This window comes from Streptomyces sp. NPDC006450 (genome assembly GCF_040612195.1).
Taxonomy (GTDB): Bacteria; Actinomycetota; Actinomycetes; order Streptomycetales; family Streptomycetaceae; genus Streptomyces.
The window spans coordinates 1-19,208 of record NZ_JBEXPT010000031.1; the positions used below are offsets into that span (position 1 = coordinate 1).

At 72.5% G+C, this 19,208-nt stretch carries 15 protein-coding genes; 4 read left to right on the top strand and 11 right to left on the bottom strand.

Translation table 11 applies throughout. The annotated features are described in order from the left end of the window. A partial coding sequence (locus tag ABZY57_RS12905; RefSeq protein WP_356511143.1) for a hypothetical protein occupies window positions 1-269 on the top strand: 269 nt, incomplete at its 5' end. 176 nt (window positions 270-445) lie between these two features. On the opposite strand, the gene ABZY57_RS12910 is transcribed toward ABZY57_RS12905, so the two are convergent. After that, the gene (locus tag ABZY57_RS12910) at window positions 446-1,453 is read right to left on the bottom strand and encodes a stage II sporulation protein M (protein WP_356511145.1); all 1,008 of its coding nucleotides are present in this window, start codon (window positions 1,451-1,453) and stop codon (window positions 446-448) included. Between the two features lie 114 nt (window positions 1,454-1,567). On the opposite strand from ABZY57_RS12910, the gene ABZY57_RS12915 reads away from it, so the two are divergent. Continuing rightward, entirely contained in the window at window positions 1,568-2,497 is a 930-nt protein-coding gene (locus ABZY57_RS12915) for an RDD family protein (RefSeq protein ID WP_356511147.1), read from the top strand. Here the strand turns inward: ABZY57_RS12915 and ABZY57_RS12920 are convergent, their stop codons facing one another. Further along, on the bottom strand, window positions 2,498-3,118 hold the full coding sequence (locus ABZY57_RS12920; RefSeq protein ID WP_356511148.1) for a hypothetical protein: 621 nt from the start codon (window positions 3,116-3,118) through the stop codon (window positions 2,498-2,500). It lies immediately after the preceding gene. 112 nt (window positions 3,119-3,230) lie between these two features. Then, entirely contained in the window at window positions 3,231-4,682 is a 1,452-nt protein-coding gene (gene ahcY / locus ABZY57_RS12925) for an adenosylhomocysteinase (protein ID WP_356511149.1), read from the bottom strand. A gap of 354 nt (window positions 4,683-5,036) precedes the next feature. On the opposite strand from ahcY, the gene ABZY57_RS12930 reads away from it, so the two are divergent. Further along, window positions 5,037-7,088, top strand: a complete 2,052-nt coding sequence (locus ABZY57_RS12930) for a fructose-specific PTS transporter subunit EIIC (protein WP_356511151.1) — start codon at window positions 5,037-5,039, stop codon at window positions 7,086-7,088. A 60-nt stretch (window positions 7,089-7,148) separates the two neighbouring features. Here the strand turns inward: ABZY57_RS12930 and ABZY57_RS12935 are convergent, their stop codons facing one another. From ABZY57_RS12935 to ABZY57_RS12960, 6 genes are all read right to left on the bottom strand, one after another. Continuing rightward, the gene (locus tag ABZY57_RS12935; protein WP_356511152.1) at window positions 7,149-8,093 is read right to left on the bottom strand and encodes a cation diffusion facilitator family transporter; all 945 of its coding nucleotides are present in this window, start codon (window positions 8,091-8,093) and stop codon (window positions 7,149-7,151) included. A 93-nt stretch (window positions 8,094-8,186) separates the two neighbouring features. After that, a complete protein-coding gene (gene manA / locus ABZY57_RS12940; protein ID WP_356511154.1) occupies window positions 8,187-9,359 on the bottom strand; it encodes a mannose-6-phosphate isomerase, class I in 1,173 nt (390 codons plus the stop codon). 39 nt (window positions 9,360-9,398) lie between these two features. After that, on the bottom strand, window positions 9,399-10,532 hold the full coding sequence (locus ABZY57_RS12945) for an SIS domain-containing protein (protein ID WP_356511155.1): 1,134 nt from the start codon (window positions 10,530-10,532) through the stop codon (window positions 9,399-9,401). A gap of 83 nt (window positions 10,533-10,615) precedes the next feature. Then, window positions 10,616-10,801: a Trm112 family protein gene (locus ABZY57_RS12950; RefSeq protein ID WP_215149771.1), complete on the bottom strand. Its 186-nt coding sequence runs from the start codon at window positions 10,799-10,801 to the stop codon at window positions 10,616-10,618. 389 nt (window positions 10,802-11,190) lie between these two features. Then, entirely contained in the window at window positions 11,191-12,561 is a 1,371-nt protein-coding gene (locus tag ABZY57_RS12955; protein WP_356511157.1) for a phosphomannomutase/phosphoglucomutase, read from the bottom strand. A 78-nt stretch (window positions 12,562-12,639) separates the two neighbouring features. After that, the gene (locus tag ABZY57_RS12960; RefSeq protein WP_356511159.1) at window positions 12,640-13,014 is read right to left on the bottom strand and encodes a DUF3499 domain-containing protein; all 375 of its coding nucleotides are present in this window, start codon (window positions 13,012-13,014) and stop codon (window positions 12,640-12,642) included. A 225-nt stretch (window positions 13,015-13,239) separates the two neighbouring features. Here ABZY57_RS12960 and ABZY57_RS12965 point away from each other — a divergent pair, with 225 nt between their 5' ends. Then, window positions 13,240-13,623, top strand: coding sequence for a metallopeptidase family protein (locus tag ABZY57_RS12965; RefSeq protein WP_356511220.1), 384 nt, complete (start codon window positions 13,240-13,242; stop codon window positions 13,621-13,623). A gap of 150 nt (window positions 13,624-13,773) precedes the next feature. Here ABZY57_RS12965 and ABZY57_RS12970 read toward each other — a convergent pair whose 3' ends face one another. After that, a complete protein-coding gene (locus ABZY57_RS12970) occupies window positions 13,774-15,261 on the bottom strand; it encodes a DUF5719 family protein (protein ID WP_356511161.1) in 1,488 nt (495 codons plus the stop codon). Beyond that, the gene (locus tag ABZY57_RS12975) at window positions 15,258-18,911 is read right to left on the bottom strand and encodes a glycosyltransferase family 2 protein (RefSeq protein WP_356511162.1); all 3,654 of its coding nucleotides are present in this window, start codon (window positions 18,909-18,911) and stop codon (window positions 15,258-15,260) included. Before ABZY57_RS12975 ends, ABZY57_RS12970 begins: the two co-directional genes overlap by 4 nt. Window positions 18,912-19,208 lie beyond the last annotated feature (297 nt).

A 19,208-nucleotide genomic window follows, 5' to 3' on the forward strand; every position in this document is an offset into this window, starting at 1 on the left:
AAGGAACCTCATCCACCGAAATGGACGGGGTATCAACTTTTGGCGTTGATTTTTGGCACGCTGTTGAGTTCTCAAGGAACGGACGCTTCCTTTGTACTCACCCTCTCGGGCTTTCCTCCGGGCTTTCGTTCTCGCGTTTCCGACTCTATCAGAGTCAGTCTCGCTTGTTTTCCGCCTTCCAGTTCTTCGCTTTCGCGTTTCCCTTTCCGGCGAGTCCGACTCTATCAGAAGATTTCCACCGGATTTCCCGGCTTCAGTTTCCTGAATGAAGAGTTGGTTGTGCCCGCTTGGAATTCAATTCCTGGGGCGAGAGAGACTCTAAACCATCACTGCCGAACTTGTCCAGTTCGAGGCAACCGTTCGAATCTACCTCCCCGCAGCCGTCGTGTCAACGGTGTTTGCGGGACGACGAGGAGACTAGCAGCTCAGCACGGCCCTACGCACATCAGGCCGCGGTGGGGAGCGTCGCCGTCCGGTCGGCCTGCTCCACGTCGCCCGTGTCGCCGGCTCGGGCCGCGCGGCCGCCCAGGACGTAGACGTAGAGCAGGAAGGCCGCCTCGGCGGCCACGCCGATGCCGATGCGGGCCCATGTGGGCAGGCCGGAGGGAGTGACGAAGCCTTCGATCAGGCCGGAGAGGAAGAGGACCGCAGCCAGGCCGACGGCCATGCCGAGGGCGGCGCGGCCCTGTTCGGCCAGGGCCACGCGGCGGGTTCGGGGGCCGGGGTCGATGACCGTCCAGCCCAGGCGCAGGCCCGTACCGGCGGCCACGAAGACGGCGGTCAGTTCGAGCAGGCCGTGCGGGAGGATCAGGCCGAGGAAGACGTCGAGGCGGTCGGCCGAGGACATCAGGCCGATGCCGACGCCCAGGTTGAGCATGTTCTGCCACAGGATGTACAGGACCGGCAGGCCCAGGAAGCCGCCCAGGACCAGGCAGATCGCGGCGGCCTGGGCGTTGTTCGTCCAGACCTGGGCCGCGAAGGACGCCGCGGGGTGGCTGGAGTAGTACGTCTCGTACCCGCCGCCCGGCTTCGTCATCGCCTTCAGGTCTTCCGGAGCGCCGATGGCGTTCTGGATCTCCGGGTGGGTGGCTATCCACCAGCCGACGAGCACACCGACGGCGGTGGAGATCAGTGCCGTGGGTATCCACCAGCGGCGGCTGAGGTAGACGGCGGCCGGGAATCCCGAGGTGAAGAAGCGGGCGGCGTCGCGCCAGCCGGACCTGCGGGTGCCCGTCACCGTGGCCCGGGCTCGTGCGACGAGCTGGGTCAGGCGGCCCGTGAGCATCGGGTCGGGGGCACTGGACTGGACGAGGGAGAGGTGGGTGGCCGTGCGCTGGTAGAGCGCGACGAGTTCGTCCGCTTCGGCTCCCGTCAGGCGCCGGCCGCGGCCCAGCAGCTGTTCCAGGCGGGCCCACTCGGCCTGGTGGGCCGCAACGAAGACGTCGAGATCCATGCGGTTGGCGCTCCCCTGCCCCTGGTCCCTCTGGCATTTTCTCCTGCTTGCCTCGTCAGCTTGGCAGACTGGAGGCCGATGGGGCGGGGCAGGTCACGTGAAGGGTGTGCATCGGTGAGCGATCTGGTGACGGGGGACGCGGTCGTCCTGGGGCTGCGGCCGGCGAGACTGCCGAGCCGGGCGCTGGCGATCCTGCTCGACCTGGTCGTGTACGTCGCCGGGTACCTGCTGATCTCCGTAGGGCTGGTCCTGGCCACCGCTTCGATGGACGGGGCGGCCCGGGCGGCCGTGTCGGTCGCCTCCTTCGTCCTCATCATGGTCGGCGTGCCGATCGCGGTGGAGACGCTGAGCCACGGGCGTTCGCTCGGCAAGCTCGCGTGCGGGCTGCGCGTGGTGCGCGACGACGGCGGGCCGATCCGCTTCCGGCACGCGCTGGTGCGCGGGGCCTTCGGTGTCTTCGAACTGCTGCTGACCTTCGGATCCGTGGCCTGCATCGCATCGCTGTTCTCCGAGCGGGGGCGGCGGCTCGGGGACGTGTTCGGCGGGACGCTGGTCGTCCGGGAGCGGGTGCCGGGGGCGCGGGTGATGCCGGTGCCCCCGCCGCCGCCATGGCTGGCCGGGCGGTTCGGCGGGCTCGACCTGTCCGCGGTGCCCGACGGGCTGTGGCTGGCGATCCGGCAGTACCTGACGCGCATGGACCAGCTCGATCCGCAGGTGGGCGCCGCGATGGCGGCCCGGCTCGCGGACGACCTGGTGGCGCGCACGGGGGCTCCGCCGCCGGCCGGGGTGCCCGCCGCCGCGTTCCTGATGGCCGTGGTGCACGAGCGGCAGTCGCGGGACGCCGCGCGGGCCTTCCGGCAGCAGCCCGCTCCCGGGGCGGCTCCGGTTGCGTACGGGCAGCCTTCGCCCGTGGTGATGCCGGCCGTGGCGGCTCCCGCGGTGGTGCCCGTCGCGGCTCCCGCGGCTCCGGTGGCACCCGCGTCCGTACCCGCACCCGTACCTGCGGAGCCGCCGAAGGCGACCGGGTTCGCGCCGCCCGCCTGACTAGTCGGTGAAGGCGGAGGGCGGGGTCTCCAGGTGTTCGAGTTCGATGCCGGGGGCCGAGAGGACCACGTCCCCGGCGATGTGGACCGTGTGGATCTCTCCGGTGTCCAGGGCGGTGACCCGGTACTCGTCGACCAGCAGCGGGCCGCTGTCCGTGGGGTGCTCCGCGCGGTGCAGGAGGGCCCAGGCCTGGTCGGTCGTACGGGCCGCCAGGACGGGGTCGGTCAAGGCGACCAGGCGGACGCGGGTGGCGGGGGCGCCGGGGGTCAGGCGCAGCAGCCGGGCCGTGGCGACGAGGAAGGCCGGGGAGGTGCCGGTGAAGCCGGCGGCCCCGGGGACGTTACCCTCGGTGGCTTCCGCTCCGGCGGGGTCGGTGCGGACCCAGGTGATCCCGTCGATGGCGGCGCCGCGGACCTGCCAGCTGGAGGCGTTGACCTCGAGGCGGATGGGGCGGCCCAGTTCGTCGACGGCCAGGTCGACGGAGCCGCGGTGAGCGCCGTCGGGTGCGGTGAGCTGCGAGACGTAGCGCCAGCCGGAGGGGCCCGGGGCGCAGTGGAAGTGCTCCTCGCCGAGGGGGGTGTGGTCGTGCGGGTCGTGGAGCGAGTAGCGGCCTCGGGGCATGGGCGTCTTCCTGGGTTTCGGGCGGGTACGGGGCAGGCCCCCGGCACGGATGCCGGGGGCCTGACGCGTGGGTGCTGCTGGGTGCCGCGTGGGTGCTGCGGATCCGTGGGGATCAGTAGCGGTAGTGGTCCGGCTTGTACGGGCCGTCCACGTCCACGCCGATGTAGGCGGCCTGCTCCGGGCGCAGGGTGGTCAGGCGGACGCCGAGGGCGTCGAGGTGGAGGCGGGCCACCTTCTCGTCGAGGTGCTTGGGGAGCACGTAGACGTCGGTGGGGTACTCGGCCGGCTTGGTGAAGAGCTCGATCTGGGCCAGGGTCTGGTCCGCGAAGGAGTTCGACATGACGAAGGACGGGTGGCCGGTGGCGTTGCCCAGGTTCAGCAGGCGGCCCTCGGACAGGACGATGAGGACCTTGCCGTCGGGGAACTTCCAGGTGTGGACCTGGGGCTTGACCTCGTCCTTGACGATGCCCTCGATCTTCGCGAGGCCGGCCATGTCGATCTCGTTGTCGAAGTGGCCGATGTTGCCCACGATGGCCTGGTGCTTCATCTTGGCCATGTCGGCGGCCATGATGATGTCCTTGTTGCCGGTGGTCGTGATGAAGATGTCGGCCGTCGCGACGACGTCGTCCAGGGTCGCGACCTGGTAGCCGTCCATCGCCGCCTGCAGAGCGCAGATCGGGTCGATCTCGGTGACGATGACGCGCGCGCCCTGGCCGCGCAGCGACTCGGCGCAGCCCTTGCCGACGTCGCCGTAGCCGAAGACCACGGCGGTCTTGCCGCCGATGAGGACGTCGGTGGCGCGGTTGATGCCGTCGATGAGGGAGTGGCGGCAGCCGTACTTGTTGTCGAACTTCGACTTGGTGACGGCGTCGTTCACGTTGATCGCCGGGAAGAGCAGGGTGCCCTCGGCCATCATCTCGTAGAGGCGGTGGACGCCGGTGGTGGTCTCCTCGGTGACGCCGCGGATCTCGGACGCGAGCTGCGTCCACTTCTGCGGGGCCTCGCCCAGGGTGCGGTTGAGGAGGGTCAGGATGTGGGCGTACTCCTCGGAGTCCGCCGTCGACGGGTCCGGAGCGGCGCCGGCCTTCTCGAACTCGACGCCCTTGTGGACGAGGAGGGTGGCGTCGCCACCGTCGTCGAGGATCATGTTCGGGCCGCCGGTGGGGGTGTTCGGCCAGGTCAGCGCCTGCTCCGTGCACCACCAGTACTCTTCCAGCGTCTCGCCCTTCCAGGCGAAGACGGGGACGCCCTGCGGGTTCTCCGGGGTGCCGTTCGGGCCCACCGCGATGGCGGCGGCCGCGTGGTCCTGGGTGGAGAAGATGTTGCAGGAGGCCCAGCGGACGTCGGCGCCGAGGGCGACGAGGGTCTCGATGAGGACGGCGGTCTGCACGGTCATGTGCAGGGAGCCGGTGACGCGGGCGCCGGCGAGCGGCTGGGTGGCCGCGTACTCCCGGCGGATCGACATCAGGCCGGGCATCTCGTGCTCGGCGAGGGTGATCTCCTTGCGTCCGAAGACGGCGAGGGAGAGGTCCGCGACCTTGAAGTCGGTAAATGCGGCAGTCATGTGGGTGCTGCTCCTCGTGAGGTGGAGAGGTGGGTACGGCTGAGCCGCGCACCGTCGTCCAGACGGCGCACAAGGCACTCAGTCCGTCGGGGGTCCTCTCTCCCCTCGGCCGGTCTCGAAGACCGCCCGACCGCCATCAGCAGCGACGCCTGACACTGATGACGAATCTACACCGATCGGCGGAGCACGGCCCAGGTGACCTGAGGGCAAGTCTGGTGTGGAGTTCGGGGCCTCCGGCGGAAGATTAGGGGCCTTTCGGACTTTTGATCCACCCCTTACCTGCAGGAGGATGCCGGTGGGTCGGGTTGTACGCGCGATCCCGCAGGACAACGCATGTGGCGTGAGGAGATTCCAGTGACCAGTCCGGCAGGCCCTCCCGAAGGCGGGGACGCGAGCGGGCGGAAGCCCGTGAAGATCGTCGCCGTGACCGCGTGCCCCACCGGTATCGCGCACACGTACATGGCCGCGGAGAAGCTGCAGCAGGCCGGCGACCGCCTCGGCGTCTCGATCAAGGTGGAGACCCAGGGTTCGATCGGGGCGGAGAACGTGCTCTCTGACAACGATGTCAGGGAGGCCGACGCCGTCATCGTCGCCGCCGACAAGGAGGTCGACCTCGACCGGTTCGCCGGCAAGCGGGTGCTCTCCACCGGCGTCGCGGACGGCATCCACAAGCCGGAGGAACTGATCCGGCGCGCGCAGGGCGCGCCGGTGCAGGCCGGGACCTCGGCGGCGCCGGGCAGCGGCGGCGGTGGCAAGCAGCGCAGTCAGGCGTACAAGGCGCTGATGAACGGCGTCTCCCACATGATCCCGTTCGTGGTCGTGGGCGGTCTGCTGCTGGCCGTGTCCCTGTCCCTCGGCGGGCACGCGGACGCCCAGGGCGGACTGGTCATTCCCGAGGGGACCTTCTGGTTCTACGTCAACAAGCTCGGCGTGACCGGCTTCTCGCTGATGCTGCCGATCTTCTCCGGCTACATCGCCTACGCGCTGGGCGACCGGCCGGCCCTGGTACCCGGCATGATCGGCGGCTTCCTCGCCGCGGACGCGGTGCACATCTACGGGGCCGAGGCGAACGCCGGCTTCCTGGGCGCCATCGCGACGGGCTTCCTCGCGGGCTATCTGGTCGTGTGGATCAAGAAGGTCAAGGTCCCCAAGGTCATCCAGCCGATCATGCCGATCATCGTGATCCCGATCGTGTCGACCGTGGCGCTGGGCCTGTTCTACATCTATGTGATCGGCAGGCCGATCTCCTGGCTGTTCACCACCCTGACCGACTGGCTGAACGGGATGACGGGCTCCAGCGCGATCGTGCTGGGCACCCTGATCGGGCTGATGATCGCCTTCGACATGGGCGGTCCGGTCAACAAGACCGCGTTCCTCGTCGCCGTCGGCCTCATCGGCACCAACAACCACGTCATGGGCATGGCCGCCGCGGCCATCCCCGTCATGCCGCTCGGCCAGGGCCTGGCCACGCTGCTGCGCCGCAAGGTCTACAGCGACGAGGAGAAGGAGACCGGGCTCGCCGCCCTGTTCATGGGCTTCTTCGGCATCTCCGAAGGAGCGATCCCCTTCGCCGCGGCCCGGCCCGCGCAGGTCATCCCCGCGAACATGCTCGGTGGCGCGGTGGCCGGTGCGATCGCCGGTGTGGCCGGGGTGCAGGACTCGGTGCCGCACGGCGGGCCGATCGTCTCGCTGTTCGGTGCGATCAGCGGAGTCGCGATGTTCTTCGTGGCCATCGCCGCCGGTACGGTCGTGACCGCGCTGACCACGAACGCGCTGATCGAGTTCAAGCTGCGCCGGGAGGGCGCCGCCTCCGCTCCCGCGGTCCTCGCGCCGGAGCCGGCCCTGGTCGGCGCGGGTGCCCCCGTGGGCGCCGGTGGGGGTGCGGGCGCCGGGACGGCCGTACGGGCGCAGCCGGCCGCAGCGGCCCCTGTGGCCGCGGGCGGACCGCCCGAGGTGCTGTCGGGGTACCTCACCGAGCAGACCGTGAAGACGGAGCTGGCCTCGGACTCCAAGGAGGCGGCGATCCGCGAGATGGCCGAGATGCTGGCCACGACCGGCAACGTCACCGACGTGGACGAGCTCGTACGGGTCGCCCTGGCCCGGGAGGCGCAGGGGACGACGGGCCTCGGCGAGTCCATCGCGATCCCGCACGCCAAGACGGACGCGGTGACCCGCCCGACGGTGGGCTTCGCCCGGTCCGACGAGGGCATCGAGTGGGGTGCGCTGGACGGGACGAAGGCCCGGCTGGTCTTCATGATCTCCGTGCCGGAGGCCGCCGCCGGGGACGAGCACCTGCGGATCCTTGCGCTGCTGTCGCGCAAGCTGATGGACACCGGCTTCCGGGAGCGGCTGCAGGCCGCGCCCGGCAAGGCCGCGATCCTGGACGTGCTGCGCGAGATCCAGTAGCCGCGGAACGTGAAGAGCCCCCTGCGTGCGTGCAGGGGGCTCTTCGTGTCGGGCGTGGGGTCAGTGGCCCGGGTTGGTGCCCTTGGCCGCGGCCTCGGCGTTGAAGATGTCGGGCTCCAGGTAGATCACGCGGGCGATCGGGACCGCTGCCCGGATGCGGGCCTCGGCGGCGTTGATGGCGTTGGCCACCTCCGTCGCGGTGTCGTCGCTCTGGACGGAGATCTTCGCGGCGACCAGGAGCTCCTCGGGGCCGAGGTGCAGCGTGCGCATGTGGATGATGCCGGTCACGACGTCCCCGTCGACGACGGCGGCCTTGATCTTCTCCACGTCCTCGGTGCCCGCGGCCTCGCCGAGCAGCAGGGACTTGGTCTCGGCGGCGAGCACGATGGCGATGGCGATCAGCAGGACGCCGATGCACAGGGTGCCGATGCCGTCCCAGACGCCGTTGCCGGTCAGCAGGGCGATGCCGACGCCCCCGAGGGCGAGGACGAGGCCAATGAGGGCGCCGAGGTCTTCGAGGAGGACCACGGGGAGCTCGGGGGCCTTGGCGCGCTTGATGAACTGGCCCCAGGTGAGGCTGCCGCGGATCTCGTTCGACTCCTTGATCGCGGTGCGGAAGGAGAAGGACTCCGCGATGATCGCGAAGACGAGGACGCCGACCGGCCAGTACCAGTGCGTGATCTCGTGCGGCTCGTGGATCTTCTCGTAGCCCTCGTAGATGGCGAACATGCCACCGACGGTGAACAGCACGATGGAGACGAGGAAGGCGTAGATGTAGCGCTCGCGCCCGTACCCGAAGGGGTGTTCCGGGGTCGCCTCGCGCTTGGCCTTCTTGCCGCCCAGCAGGAGCAGGCCCTGGTTTCCGGAGTCCGCCAGCGAGTGGACGCTCTCCGCGAGCATCGACGACGAGCCGCTGAAGACGAAGGCCACGAACTTGGCTACCGCGATGGCCAGATTGGCGGCGAGTGCCGCCACGATCGCCTTGGTACCGCCCGACGCGCTCATGGTTGCGATGTATCCCTTCCTCGGTGCGGCGCCCCGGGCCGGGACGCCGCGCTACGGCCGCAGATTCTCACAGCCACCGAGAGGGACGGTACGTCAGACCACCACAGTGGCACGGAAGACGGTGCCGATTCCGGACAGTTCGACCTTTTCGCCGGCCGGTACGAAGACCGACTCGCCGGGTGCCAGGGCCAGTTCGCCGGACTTCGCGGAGTTCGCCGTCGGGGAGCCCGCCGTACACAGCAGGATCTGCGCGGTGGCGTCGGGGACGACCCGGGGTGCGCCGCCGGGGGCCAGGACGAAGCGGGAGAGCCGGAATTCGTCGATGGGGGTCTCGTAGACCTCCTCGCCGTTGCCCTCCGGACGCAGGATGCCGGGGTCGCCGGGCTCGAAGAGGGTGACCTTCAGGAGCTCCGGCACGTCGATGTGCTTGGGGGTGAGCCCGCAGCGCAGGACGTTGTCGGAGTTGGCCATGAGCTCGACGCCGAGGCCGTCGAGGTAGGCGTGCGGAATGCCGGCGCCGAGGAACATGGCTTCACCGGGCTGGAGTTGCACGTGGTTGAGGAGCATCGCGGCGATGACACCGGGGTCGCCCGGGTAGTGGTGGACGAGTCCGGCGTACGGGGCGTACGGGCCCCCGAGCCGCTCGGCGGCGGCCGCGGCCTCGGCGACCGTATGGGCCGTCTCGGCCCGGTCGGCGGTCAGGACGGCGGTGAGCACCTCGCGCAGGGCCGCCTCCTCGGGGTGTGCCCGCAGGAGGTCGGCGTAGGGCTTCAGGGAGTTGACGCCGAGGCCCTCCAGCAGGGCGGCGGCCTCCAGCGGCGGGCGGAATCCGGACAGGCCCTCGAAGGGGGTGAGGGCGCAGACCAGCTCGGGCTTGTGGTTGGCGTCCTTGTAGTTGCGGTGCGGTGCGTCGATCGGGACGCCGCGGCGCTCCTCGTCCTCGAACCCGGCCTTCGCCTGGGCGAGGTCGGGGTGGACCTGGAGGGAGAGCGGGGCGCCGGCGGCGAGGACCTTGAAGAGGAAGGGGAGCCCGGGGCCGAACTTGCGGACGGCGGCGGCTCCCAGTTCGCCTTCGGGGTCGGCCGCGATGACGTCCGAGAGGGACCTCTCGCCCGCTCCGCGATCGAGGCGTGAGGGGGCGCCGGGGTGGGCGCCCATCCACAACTCGGCCTGGGGTTCGCCGGTCGGTGCGACTCCGATGAGTTCGGGGATCGCGGTGGTCGATCCCCAGGCGTAGGGGCGGATCGTGTTCGTGAGGCGGTCCATCGGTCGTCTTCCTGGGCTAGAGGGGCGCGTTCGTGCGCCTCAGCTGTGTCCCCCGGAGGCCAACGCCAGGTAGGCGGTGGCGAAATCCGTGACGGCGAGGAGTTCGGCGAGCTGCTCCAGCTCTGTGCCCTCCTCCGGTGCGAGCTCGCTGATGGCCGTGTCGTGGCTGAGGGCGAGCTCTCGTGCGGCAGGGGCGGCTGTCAGTCCGCCTGCGGGCCGGTCGCGCAGCAGGACGATGCGTGCGCGAAGGGCCTGCGGTTCTTCCACTCGGTCGCGGAAGAAGTCGTCGGGGTCGGCGCCGGCGGCGAAGGCGCCGGCGAGCAGGACCCCGTGGGCCGGGAGGGCCTCGGGAAGGTCGGCGGCGAGTGCGGGCCGGCCGGCGAGTTCGGCGAGGGTGGCGGCGAAGCGGCGCCCGGCGGGTCCGGCGGCGGCGCCCTCGCTCCAGATGAGCGGGAGGGAGTCGGCGAGCTCGGCGGCCAGGGTCTTGGCCGGGTTGGTGTAGGTGGCGATGGCGGGGCCGCAGCGTTCGGCCGTGCGGTCGAGCCGGTCGGCGACGAGCTGCAGGGTGTGCGGGGCGGCGGTGATCAGGCCGACCCGGTCGAGGAGCACCAGCAGCGGGGTCAGCAGGGCCCAGAGGGCGCCGGGGCCGGCCGCGGCCGACTCGTCGTACTCCTGGTACGGGGCCTTGGCCATCGGTACGAGGAGCCCGTGCGCGCCGTCCACCGCTTCGCTCAGCGGCGAGCGTTCGGGGGCGACGGCGACGACGGTGGAGCCGCGCCGGTAGGCCTGCTCGGCGAGGACCGCGAGGCCGGGCTCGGTTCCGTCGGTGGTGGCGATGAGCAGCAGGTCGACGGGGCCGGCCCAGCCGGGCAGGGTCCAGCGCAGGGCCCCGGCGGCGTGCGCGACGCCGGTCGGGTGCAGCCGGATGACGGGCGCGGAGGCGCCGGCGAGCGCCCCGAGCAGGTCGGCGACCCCAGAGGAGGCGGTGCCGGGCCCGGCGATGAGGACCGCGCGGGGGCGGCCGTCGGGGTGCAGGTCGGCGAGACCGGCCTCGGCGGCGTGCCGGGCCGCGGTGCGTACCCGTGCGCCCGCGTCGGCAGCGCCGCGGAGCAGGCCGCGGCGGTCGGCGCGGGCGAGATCGTCAGGTGCGTCGAGGAGTGACTCGTCGAGCATGGCGGCCTCCGGCTATGTCTGTGACGGAACCAGTGTGGTGACGGAACCAGTCTCGGCTTTTGCGCGGGGTGGCGACAGGAGGCTCAGGCGGGGCGGCGCGCCTCGTCGACGAGGAGCACGGGGATGCCGTCGCGGACCGGGTAGGCGAGACCGCAGTCCTGGCCGGTGCAGATCAGCTCGGGAGCCGTTTCGTCCGCCGACTTGTCCTGGAGGGGGGAGTGGCAGGCGGGGCAGGCGAGGATCTCCAGCAGGCCGGCTTCGAGCGGCATGGGGTGCTTCCCTTCGGGGATGAGGATCGGGCCAGGTCAGCCTACCGCCGAGTCACCTCTGGTGACGGGTGGAGGAGCACCTCTGGTGACGGGTGGAGGAGTACCTCTGGTGACGGGTGGAGGAGTACCCCCGGTGCCGGGTGGAGGAGTACCTCTGGTGCCGGGTGCAGGAGCACCCCCGGTGCCGGGTGGAGGAGCACCCCCGGTGCCGGGTGCAGGAGCACCCCCGGTGCCGGGGGCGTGGAGGAGCACTCGGCGTACGGCAGGGATCAGGTGCGGCGGCGCTGACGGGCTGCGCCGCGGACCCCGCGCCTCGAGCTCCGGCAGGCTGTTCCTGCCGGCCGGAGCCTGTGGGCACGGGCGTCGTGGTGCGCGGGGCCGTCTGTGGTTTACGCGCGGATGAGGGCCAGGACCTCGTCGCGGACCTTGGCGAGGGTGGCCTCGTCGCGGGCTTCGACGTTCAGGCGGAGCAGCGGCTCGGTGTTGGAGGCGCGGACGTTGAACCACCAGTCGGCGCTGGTCGCGGTGAGGCCGTCCAGTTCGTCGAGGGTGACGCCCTCCATGGAACCGTAGGCGGCCTTGACGGCGGCGAGGCGGGCCGTCTGGTCGGCGACGGTCGAGTTGATCTCGCCGGAGCCCGCGTAGCGGTCGTAGGAGGAGACCAGGGCCGAGAGGGGGCCGTCCTGGCCGCCGAGGGCCGCGAGGACGTGGAGCGCGGCGAGCATGCCGGTGTCCGCGTTCCAGAAGTCCTTGAAGTAGTAGTGCGCCGAGTGCTCGCCGCCGAAAATGGCGCCGGACTTGGCCATCTCCTCCTTGATGAAGGAGTGGCCGACGCGGGTGCGGACGGGGGTGCCGCCGTTCTCGCGGACGACCTCGGGAACGGACCAGGAGGTGATCAGGTTGTGGATCACGGTGCCGGTGCCGCCGTTGCGGGCCAGTTCGCGGGCGGCGACCAGGGCGGTGATGGCGGACGGGGAGACCCCCTCGCCGCGCTCGTCGACGATGAAGCAGCGGTCGGCGTCGCCGTCGAAGGCGATGCCGAGGTCGGCGCCCTCGGCCAGGACGCGGGCCTGGAGGTCGACGATGTTCTTCGGGTCGAGGGGGTTGGCCTCGTGGTTCGGGAAGGTCCCGTCCAGTTCGAAGTACATGGGGACCAGGTCCAGCGGGAGGCCCGTGAAGACGGTGGGGACGGTGTGCCCGCCCATCCCGTTGCCCGCGTCGACGACGACCTTGAGCGGACGGACGGCGGTGAGGTCGACCAGGCCCTTCAGGTGATCGGCGTAGCCGGTGAGGGTGTCCTGCTCGGTGACGGTGCCCGGGACGGTGCCCTCGGGGATCGCCGGTGCGCCCTCGTCGCTCCACTTCTCGGCGAGCTCGCGGATGGTGGAGAGGCCGGTGTCCTGGCCGACCGGGGCGGCGCCGGCCCGGCAGAGCTTGATGCCGTTGTACTGCGCCGGGTTGTGCGAGGCCGTGAACATCGCGCCGGGCAGGTCCAGCTTGCCGGAGGCGTAGTACAGCTGGTCGGTCGAGCACAGACCGATGAGGGTGACGTCGACGCCACGGGCGGCCGCGCCGCGGGCGAAGGCCTGGGACAGGGCCGGGGAGGAGGGCCTCATGTCGTGGCCGACGACGATGGCCGAGGCGCCGGTCACCTCGACGAAGGCGGCCCCGAACAGTCCTGCCAGGTGCTCGTCCCACTCGTCCGGCACGACGCCCCGTACGTCGTACGCCTTGACGATGTTCGAAAGATCGGTGGCCACTGCCTGCCCCCCTGAAGGTGATGTGCGGTGAGGCAAACCTACCGTGGACGCCGTGCGGCTTCTCGGATCAGCCCGATGTCAGGCGTCCGGCGAACGCAGGACGCGCAGGTGTCCGCGCCGGGTCTCCCCGGTGCTGGGACCGCCCTGACCGCTGCCGCCGGACCCGGCCGCGCGCTCCGGCGGACGGGCCGCCTCGCGCACGGCGTTGGCGAGGGCTTCCAGGTCGTCACCGGTGGGACGCGAGGGCGCCGAACCATCGGTGAGGCGTACGACGTCCCAGCCGCGCGGGGCGGTCAGGCGCTCCGAGTGCTCGGCGCAGAGGTCGTAGCAGTGGGGTTCGGCGTAGGTGGCGAGCGGGCCGAGAACTGCGGTCGAATCGGCGTAGACGTACGTCAGAGTCGCGACGGCAGGGCGGCCGCACGCGGTGCGCGAACAGCGACGTACAAGGCTCACGACGTTGGACGGTACCGCACTCTTGACCGGGCCGCGACGACTCTCCCCCGGCCGCTCCCCCGTGTCGTGCGATCTCCCCCGCCCCGGCGCGGATGTGCGGGCTACGCTGCGGGGGTGACGGACAGCACTCTGCCTCCCCCTCCCGTGCCCCCTGCCGCCTCCCTGCCCGGCGGGTCCGCCGCCGGTGAGCCGCGGGTGCGGCGGCGCGACCGGCACGGCCGCGGGATGCGCGGCCCGGTGGCCCCTCCGCAGGTACCGCTGTCGGCGAGCCGGGGGGAGCTCTTCGGAGACCTCGTACGGGACTCCGTGGAGCGGCTGGAACGGCGCTGGCCGCAGCTGGCGGAGGTGGAGTTCATGATCGGCGACGTGCCCGGTCCGCCGGGCGGCGCCGAAACCGGCTGGAACGACGAGGCGGTGCCGCTGGGCGCGCTGGCGGAGGCCGGCGGTGGTCGGCCGGCCCGGATCGTGGTGTTCCGGCGGCCGGTGGAGATCCGGGCCAAGTCGCGGGACGAGCGGGCGATGCTGGTGCACGAGATCGTGGTGGAACAGGTCGCGGAGCTGTTGGGGCTGTCGCCCGAGACGGTGGATCCGCGGTACGGGACGGACTAGCGGGGCCGGTCCGCGGCGGATCGCGCTGCGTTGCCCTGCGGGGCCGTCCCCTACCCGCCCTTCCACCGTTCCCAGGGCTCCGTCCCGACCCGGTCCTCGAACGCGCGGCGGCTCACAGACGCAGCCGCCGGACCGGAATCGCCCGGGGGGTTACCCGGTGAGGACCGAGAGGTCCTGGGTGGCCTTGGGGACCGAGACCGTGGAGTGGTCGTCGGAGAGGGTCTGGGTCGTGAACATCGGGATGCCGTCGCGCGGGATCGTCAGGGTGCGGGACGCGTGGACGGGGCCGCCGGAGACGGTTTCCACCGTGAGGGCGTAGGCGCCCTTGCCGCCCGCCGGGGCGAGGGTCAGGGTCTGCGTGGTGCCCCCCTTGACCGTGACCTCCTGGGAGGCGGGTTCGCCGCCCTCGGTGCCCGGCGAGGCCGTCACCTTGACCTTCGCGTCGGCCCCGGCCGGGGCCGTCAGCGACAGCAGGGTGGCGTTCGCCTCGGGGCGGTTGTCGGCGACGGTCGCCCGCGCACCGATGGGGGCGGCCGCCTGGATGAAGCCGATCTCCTGCTTGGCGCCGGTGCCGCGGACCACCCGCAGCGCCGCGACCACCGGGACGGTCTTCTTGACGTCGGCCGGGGACAGGACGAGGGAGCCCGGTTCGCCGCGGGTGACGTCCTTGAGGTCGACGCTCGCGGTCATGCCGGCCTTGACGTGGAGCTGCTCGCTGCCCGCGGGGCTGATCGAGCCGGTCGGCCCGGCCAGCTTCACCTTGAGGTCCGCGTCCTCGTCGCCGGGGGCGAAGGCGACCAGGCGTACGGAGGTGGCGTCCGCCGGGATGCCGGGCAGGACCAGGGTCCCGGTCGGGTCCACGGAGGCGGGCAGCCAGTCGGAGCCGACGCCTTCCTCGCCCGACCGGGCGGTGGCCCCGACCCGGCCCGCACGGGTGGTCACGTGCGCGGTGAGGTCCGCGAGCTGCGCGCCGGGGGCGAGGGAGGCCAGGGAGATGGCCTTGGTGGACTTCGGGTCGATGCGGATGTTCTCGCTGGTGCCCGCTTCGGCCTTGACCGTGCCGTCCGGGCCGAACATCTTGATGTCCACCACGGCCGCGGTGTCGTCGGGGTTGGTGAGGTGGACGTAGTCCTCGCGGCCCTTGGCGGTGCTCACGCCGGGGAACCAGAAGTCGGTGCCGGGCGCGGTGCAGCCGACGCCGAGCACGCCGCGCGTACGTCCGACCGAGACCACGGTGGTCTGCTGCGCGCTCCAGCCGGGGGCGAGGAACCCGTCGGCCACGCCGCTGAGTGCGGGGGCCTCGGCGCCGGAGGCCTTGGCGCCCATGGGCTTGCCGGGCTCCTTGAGTTCCAGGACGGGCTTGGCTTCCTTGGTCGCGCCCAGCAGCCGGGCCGTGCCCTTGCCTCCCGGGGCGGCCGCGCCCGGGGTGATCGACGTGTACAGGGTCTCGGCGATGTCGGAGGTGCTGGGCGCGGGGCACACCAGCAGGGACCGCTCGACCGGCATCCGGGCCGCCGGCTTGCCCGCCGCGGCCGTGGAGGCCCCGTCGGCGGCCGGTGCGGTGAGGGTGGCGAGGCCGGTGACGGCGGCCAGGGCGGCCGTGACGGCGGCGAGCGTGAGGGGTACGCGCTGCTTCACTGCTGGGTGCTCCCGTCCGGACGCGGGGCGTGCTGGCCGCCCTGCTGTCCGTCGTGCCGGCCGTAGGTGTCGTAGCCGTCGTAGCTGTCGTCGGGGCTGGGCTGCTGGTAGGGCGGGTACGGCTGCTCGTACTCCTGCTGGGGCGGGTACGGCTGCTCGTACTGCGTGCCCGGGTGGCCGGTGTACTGCTGCTGCTCGTACGGGTACTGGTCGTACTGCTGGGGCTGCTGGGGCTGCTGCTCCTGGCCGCCGTAGGCGTAGCCGCCCTGGTCTCCGTACGCCGGCTGCTGGTAGGCGTACGCGTCCTCGCCGTACGTCGGCTGCGCGGGGATCTGCGCGTACGGGTCGGCCGCGACGGCCGCCTCGGCGGGGGCGGACCCGGACGGGGCTTCCGCCTCGGACTGCTCGCGCAGGCGGCGGGCCCGGCGGCCTGCGCCGGGCTCCTCGGAGGCGGGGGCCTCCTCCTCGGGCAGGTCGTCGTCGAGGCGGGCGCGGCGGCCCGGCAGGGCCATCACCAGGAGCACCAGGGCGAGCAGGCCCTGGGCCCAGTGCCAGGCGGTCAGGGTGAGGGCGTCCTCGTGGACGAGGTCGAGCTCGCCGGCGGCGGCGGGGAGTTCGAAGCCCTGCGCCCAGCCGTCGAGCGTCCTGGCCTTGAGCGGCTTGCCGTCGAGGGTGGCCCGCCAGCCGGGGTCGGCCCGGTCGGCGATGCGCAGGACGCGTCCGGCCTCGCCCGCCGGGATCTTGGTGCGGACCTCGACGGGGCCGGAGGCGACGGGGATGGGTGCTTCGCCCGGCTTGCCGGAGACGATGACGGCACGGGCGACCTGCCGGTCGACGCGCCACAGGGCGCTGCCTTCGAGCTTGCTGAGGCGGCTGAGGCCGGGGGTGGCGTCGAGGACGCGGCCGATCTCCTGGGGGGCGCCGTCGCGGACCAGGACGTAGCGGATGGCGAAGCCGCCGAGCTGGTCGGTCTGGTCGGCGCCGGAGCCGGCGACGAGGCTGGAGACGACCTTGTCGAGGCGGGCGTCGCTGCCGGCCCGCTCGGCGAGTTCGGCGTCGCCGAGGCGGCCGCCGGAGCCGCGGACCAGGCTGTACGAGAGGGCGGCCGGGGAGTCCGCTCCGATGACGAGGGTGCGGGCCTGGTCGCGGGTACCGCTCTCCTCGGCGACAAAGGCGGGGACCTGGACGGGGTCGCGGCGCTCCAGCGGTCCGGCGGCTCCGCTGAGCATCCAGCCGGCCGCGCCGACGAGAGGTCCGGCGGCGGCGGCGAGCGCGATCAGGGCGGCGAGGGGCTGGCGCCAGCCGAAGCTGCGGGCGGCGACGCGCTCCTTGGCCCCGTCGGCGCCGATGACGGCGGCGGCCAGCAGGGCGAGTCCGTAGACGAGGGTGGCGGGACCGGCCCAGGTCGTGCGGTTGACGAGGACAGCCAGGACGAGTGCGGCGAGCGCGGCGGCCCAGGCGGCGCGTACGGCGAACTGCCGGTCGGCGCGCAGCAGGGCGGCCAGGGCGGCCAGGACGACGCCGAGCAGGATCAGACCGCCGGCGGTGCGGGGGCCGCCGGGGCTGAGGCCGAGCAGGTCCAGGGCGGTGGCGGAGCCGGCTCCGTAGGGCAGTCCGGCCTCGCGCAGGAACCTCGCGGGGTGGGTGAGCAGGCTCAGCGACCAGGGGGCGAGGACGAGGAGGGGGACGCCGAGCGTCGCGAGGAGGCGCGGGCCGTACGTCTTCCACTGCGCGCGGCGCAGGACCAGCGCGGCGGTTCCGAGGACGGCGGCGAGCGGCCAGATGACGGGGGTGAAGGCGGTGGCCAGGGTCAGCAGGAGGGTGTGCGTCCAGGCGGAGCGCCAGCTGCCCTCGCCCTCGCCGAAGCCGAAGGCGGCGACGGCGGAGCGGGCGATGAGCGGGAGCAGGATCGCGAGGACCGCGGTGCCGAGGCGGCCGCCGGCGAGGGCTCCGGTGACGGCGGGCAGGAAGGCGTAGGCGACGGCGGCCCAGGCGCGCAGCAGCCGGGACTCCACCAGGGGCCGGGAGGCGAAGTAGGCCGTGAGGCCGGCGAGCGGGACCGAGCAGACGAGCAGCAGCGTCAGGGCGGCGTCGGTGGATCCGAGGAGCAGGGTGGAGAGGGCGCCGAGGACGGCGAGGTAGGGCGGTGCTCCGGCGGTGGTGCCGGTGCCGACGGGCTGCCAGTCGTCGGCGTAGACCCGCCAGAGGTCGAGTCCGCCGCCGGGGGCGGGGAGCAGGGCCCCGCCCATGAGGGAGCCGCCGCCGAGGAGGGAGCGGCAGGCGATGACGGAGACGAGCAGGAGGAGGGCGAAGAGGACGGGCGCGGGCTTGCGGGCGATCCGCTTGAGGCGCGCGAACTGTTCGATCTCCAGGTAGTCGGCGTCGTCTCCGCCGGGTCCCGATTCGACGGCTCCGCCGTGCCGGCCGGCGGCGCTGCTCTCGGCGTCGCCGTCGGCGCCGAAGTAGCCGGCGATCTGTTCGGCGTTGGCGCGAAGGCTGGCTCCGGGCGGCGGGAAGAGGGGGCGCAGTTCCTTGGCGGAGACGGCGGCGCGGCCTCTGCGGCGGCGCGCTCCGAGGATCCGGCCGGGGCGCAGCAGGGTGGCGAGGAGGCCGGTGATCTCGTCGACGGCCTGTCCGGGTGCCTTGCCGACGAGGTAGGCGAGGGTGCGCAGGACGGTGCCGAAGAGGATGCGCAGCAGGACGTACGGGAGGGCGCGGCCGGGGCTGTTGGCCAGCATCGTGTAGACGGCGCCGGCCTTGTCGACGCGGTGCGGGCTGGCGGCGGAGCGGCCTACGCAGTCGACGGTGCGGCGTTCGCGGGCGGAGGCCTCGGCGTGCCGCATGACGGCGTCGGGGGCGATGAGGACGGTGTGCCCGGCGCTCTGCACGCGCCAGCACAGGTCGACGTCGTCGCGCATGAGGGGCAGGCGGCGGTCGAAGCCGCCGAGGGCGTCGTACACGTCGCGGCGGATCAGCATGCCGGCGCTGGACACGGAGAGGACGGGCTGGACCTGGTCGTGCTGGCCCTGGTCCTGTTCGCGCCGGTCGAGGCCGGTCCAGCGGCGGCCGCTGCGGGCGATGGTGACGCCGACTTCGAGGAGCTGCTTCTTGTCGTACCAGCCGCGCAGCTTGGGGCCGATGACGGCGGCTTCGGGGTTCTCGTCGGCGACGCGCAGCAGTTCGGCGAGGGTGTCGGGCTCGGGCGCGCAGTCGTCGTGGAGCAGCCAGAGCCACTGGACGGGTTCGCCGTGGGGCAGGTCGGGGAGGTCGTACGTGTCGTCGCGCCAGGTGCGGCTGACGGGGTCCCAGCCGGAGGGGCGCTTGAGGTACGGGAGTTCCTCGGGGGTCAGGGTGCCGGCGGTTCGGGTGGCTTCGTCGACGGCGGCGCCGAAGCCGGTGCGCCGGGCGAGGTGCAGGACGCGGTCCTCGCCGAGGGCTTCGCCCAGCAGGCGCGCGGAGTCGTCGGCGCTGCCGGTGTCGGCGGCGACGTGGCTCTGTGCGGGGCGTTCCTGGCCGAGGAGACCGGCGAGGGTCCGGGGCAGCCAGCGGGCGCCGTCGTGGGCGACGAGGACCGCGGTGACGACGTGCCGGGGGAACTCTGGGGCGGCGGCAGCCTGGTGGGAGGCGCTCGACTGGCTGTGCAGGGACATCGCGGTACGGGCCCTCCGGCCGGGGGTCCGGGGGTGGTGTGCCCTCGGAGGCTGCTGGACAGCGCCCCACCCTAACGGCTGGGAACACAGCGGTCCGCCTCCTGCGGGGAAGGTGCGGGAGGCGGACCGTTTGCTCTGCTCGATGCCGTGCTGTTCGTGCCGTTCGCTGTACTGCGTTTTGTACCGATGCGTGCACTACGACCGCTGCCGTGCGTGAGGCCGGGTGCACAGGCGGCTATGCCTTCGGGCGGGCCGTCGGATATGTCGCCGGATATGTCGTGGGCCGTACCGCGGGCC

What these genes read in the sequence shown, in the direction of transcription:
- ABZY57_RS12910 (WP_356511145.1), bottom strand. Translation starts at nt 1,453, where the DNA reads ATGGATCTCGACGTCTTCGTTGCGGCCCACCAGGCCGAGTGGGCCCGC.
- ABZY57_RS12920 (WP_356511148.1), bottom strand. Translation starts at nt 3,118, where the DNA reads ATGCCCCGAGGCCGCTACTCGCTCCACGACCCGCACGACCACACCCCC.
- ahcY (WP_356511149.1), bottom strand. Translation starts at nt 4,682, where the DNA reads ATGACTGCCGCATTTACCGACTTCAAGGTCGCGGACCTCTCCCTCGCC.
- ABZY57_RS12935 (WP_356511152.1), bottom strand. Translation starts at nt 8,093, where the DNA reads ATGAGCGCGTCGGGCGGTACCAAGGCGATCGTGGCGGCACTCGCCGCC.
- manA (WP_356511154.1), bottom strand. Translation starts at nt 9,359, where the DNA reads ATGGACCGCCTCACGAACACGATCCGCCCCTACGCCTGGGGATCGACC.
- ABZY57_RS12945 (WP_356511155.1), bottom strand. Translation starts at nt 10,532, where the DNA reads ATGCTCGACGAGTCACTCCTCGACGCACCTGACGATCTCGCCCGCGCC.
- ABZY57_RS12950 (WP_215149771.1), bottom strand. Translation starts at nt 10,801, where the DNA reads ATGCCGCTCGAAGCCGGCCTGCTGGAGATCCTCGCCTGCCCCGCCTGC.
- ABZY57_RS12965 (WP_356511220.1), top strand. Translation starts at nt 13,240, where the DNA reads ATGCGCGGCCCGGTGGCCCCTCCGCAGGTACCGCTGTCGGCGAGCCGG.
- ABZY57_RS12975 (WP_356511162.1), bottom strand. Translation starts at nt 18,911, where the DNA reads ATGTCCCTGCACAGCCAGTCGAGCGCCTCCCACCAGGCTGCCGCCGCC.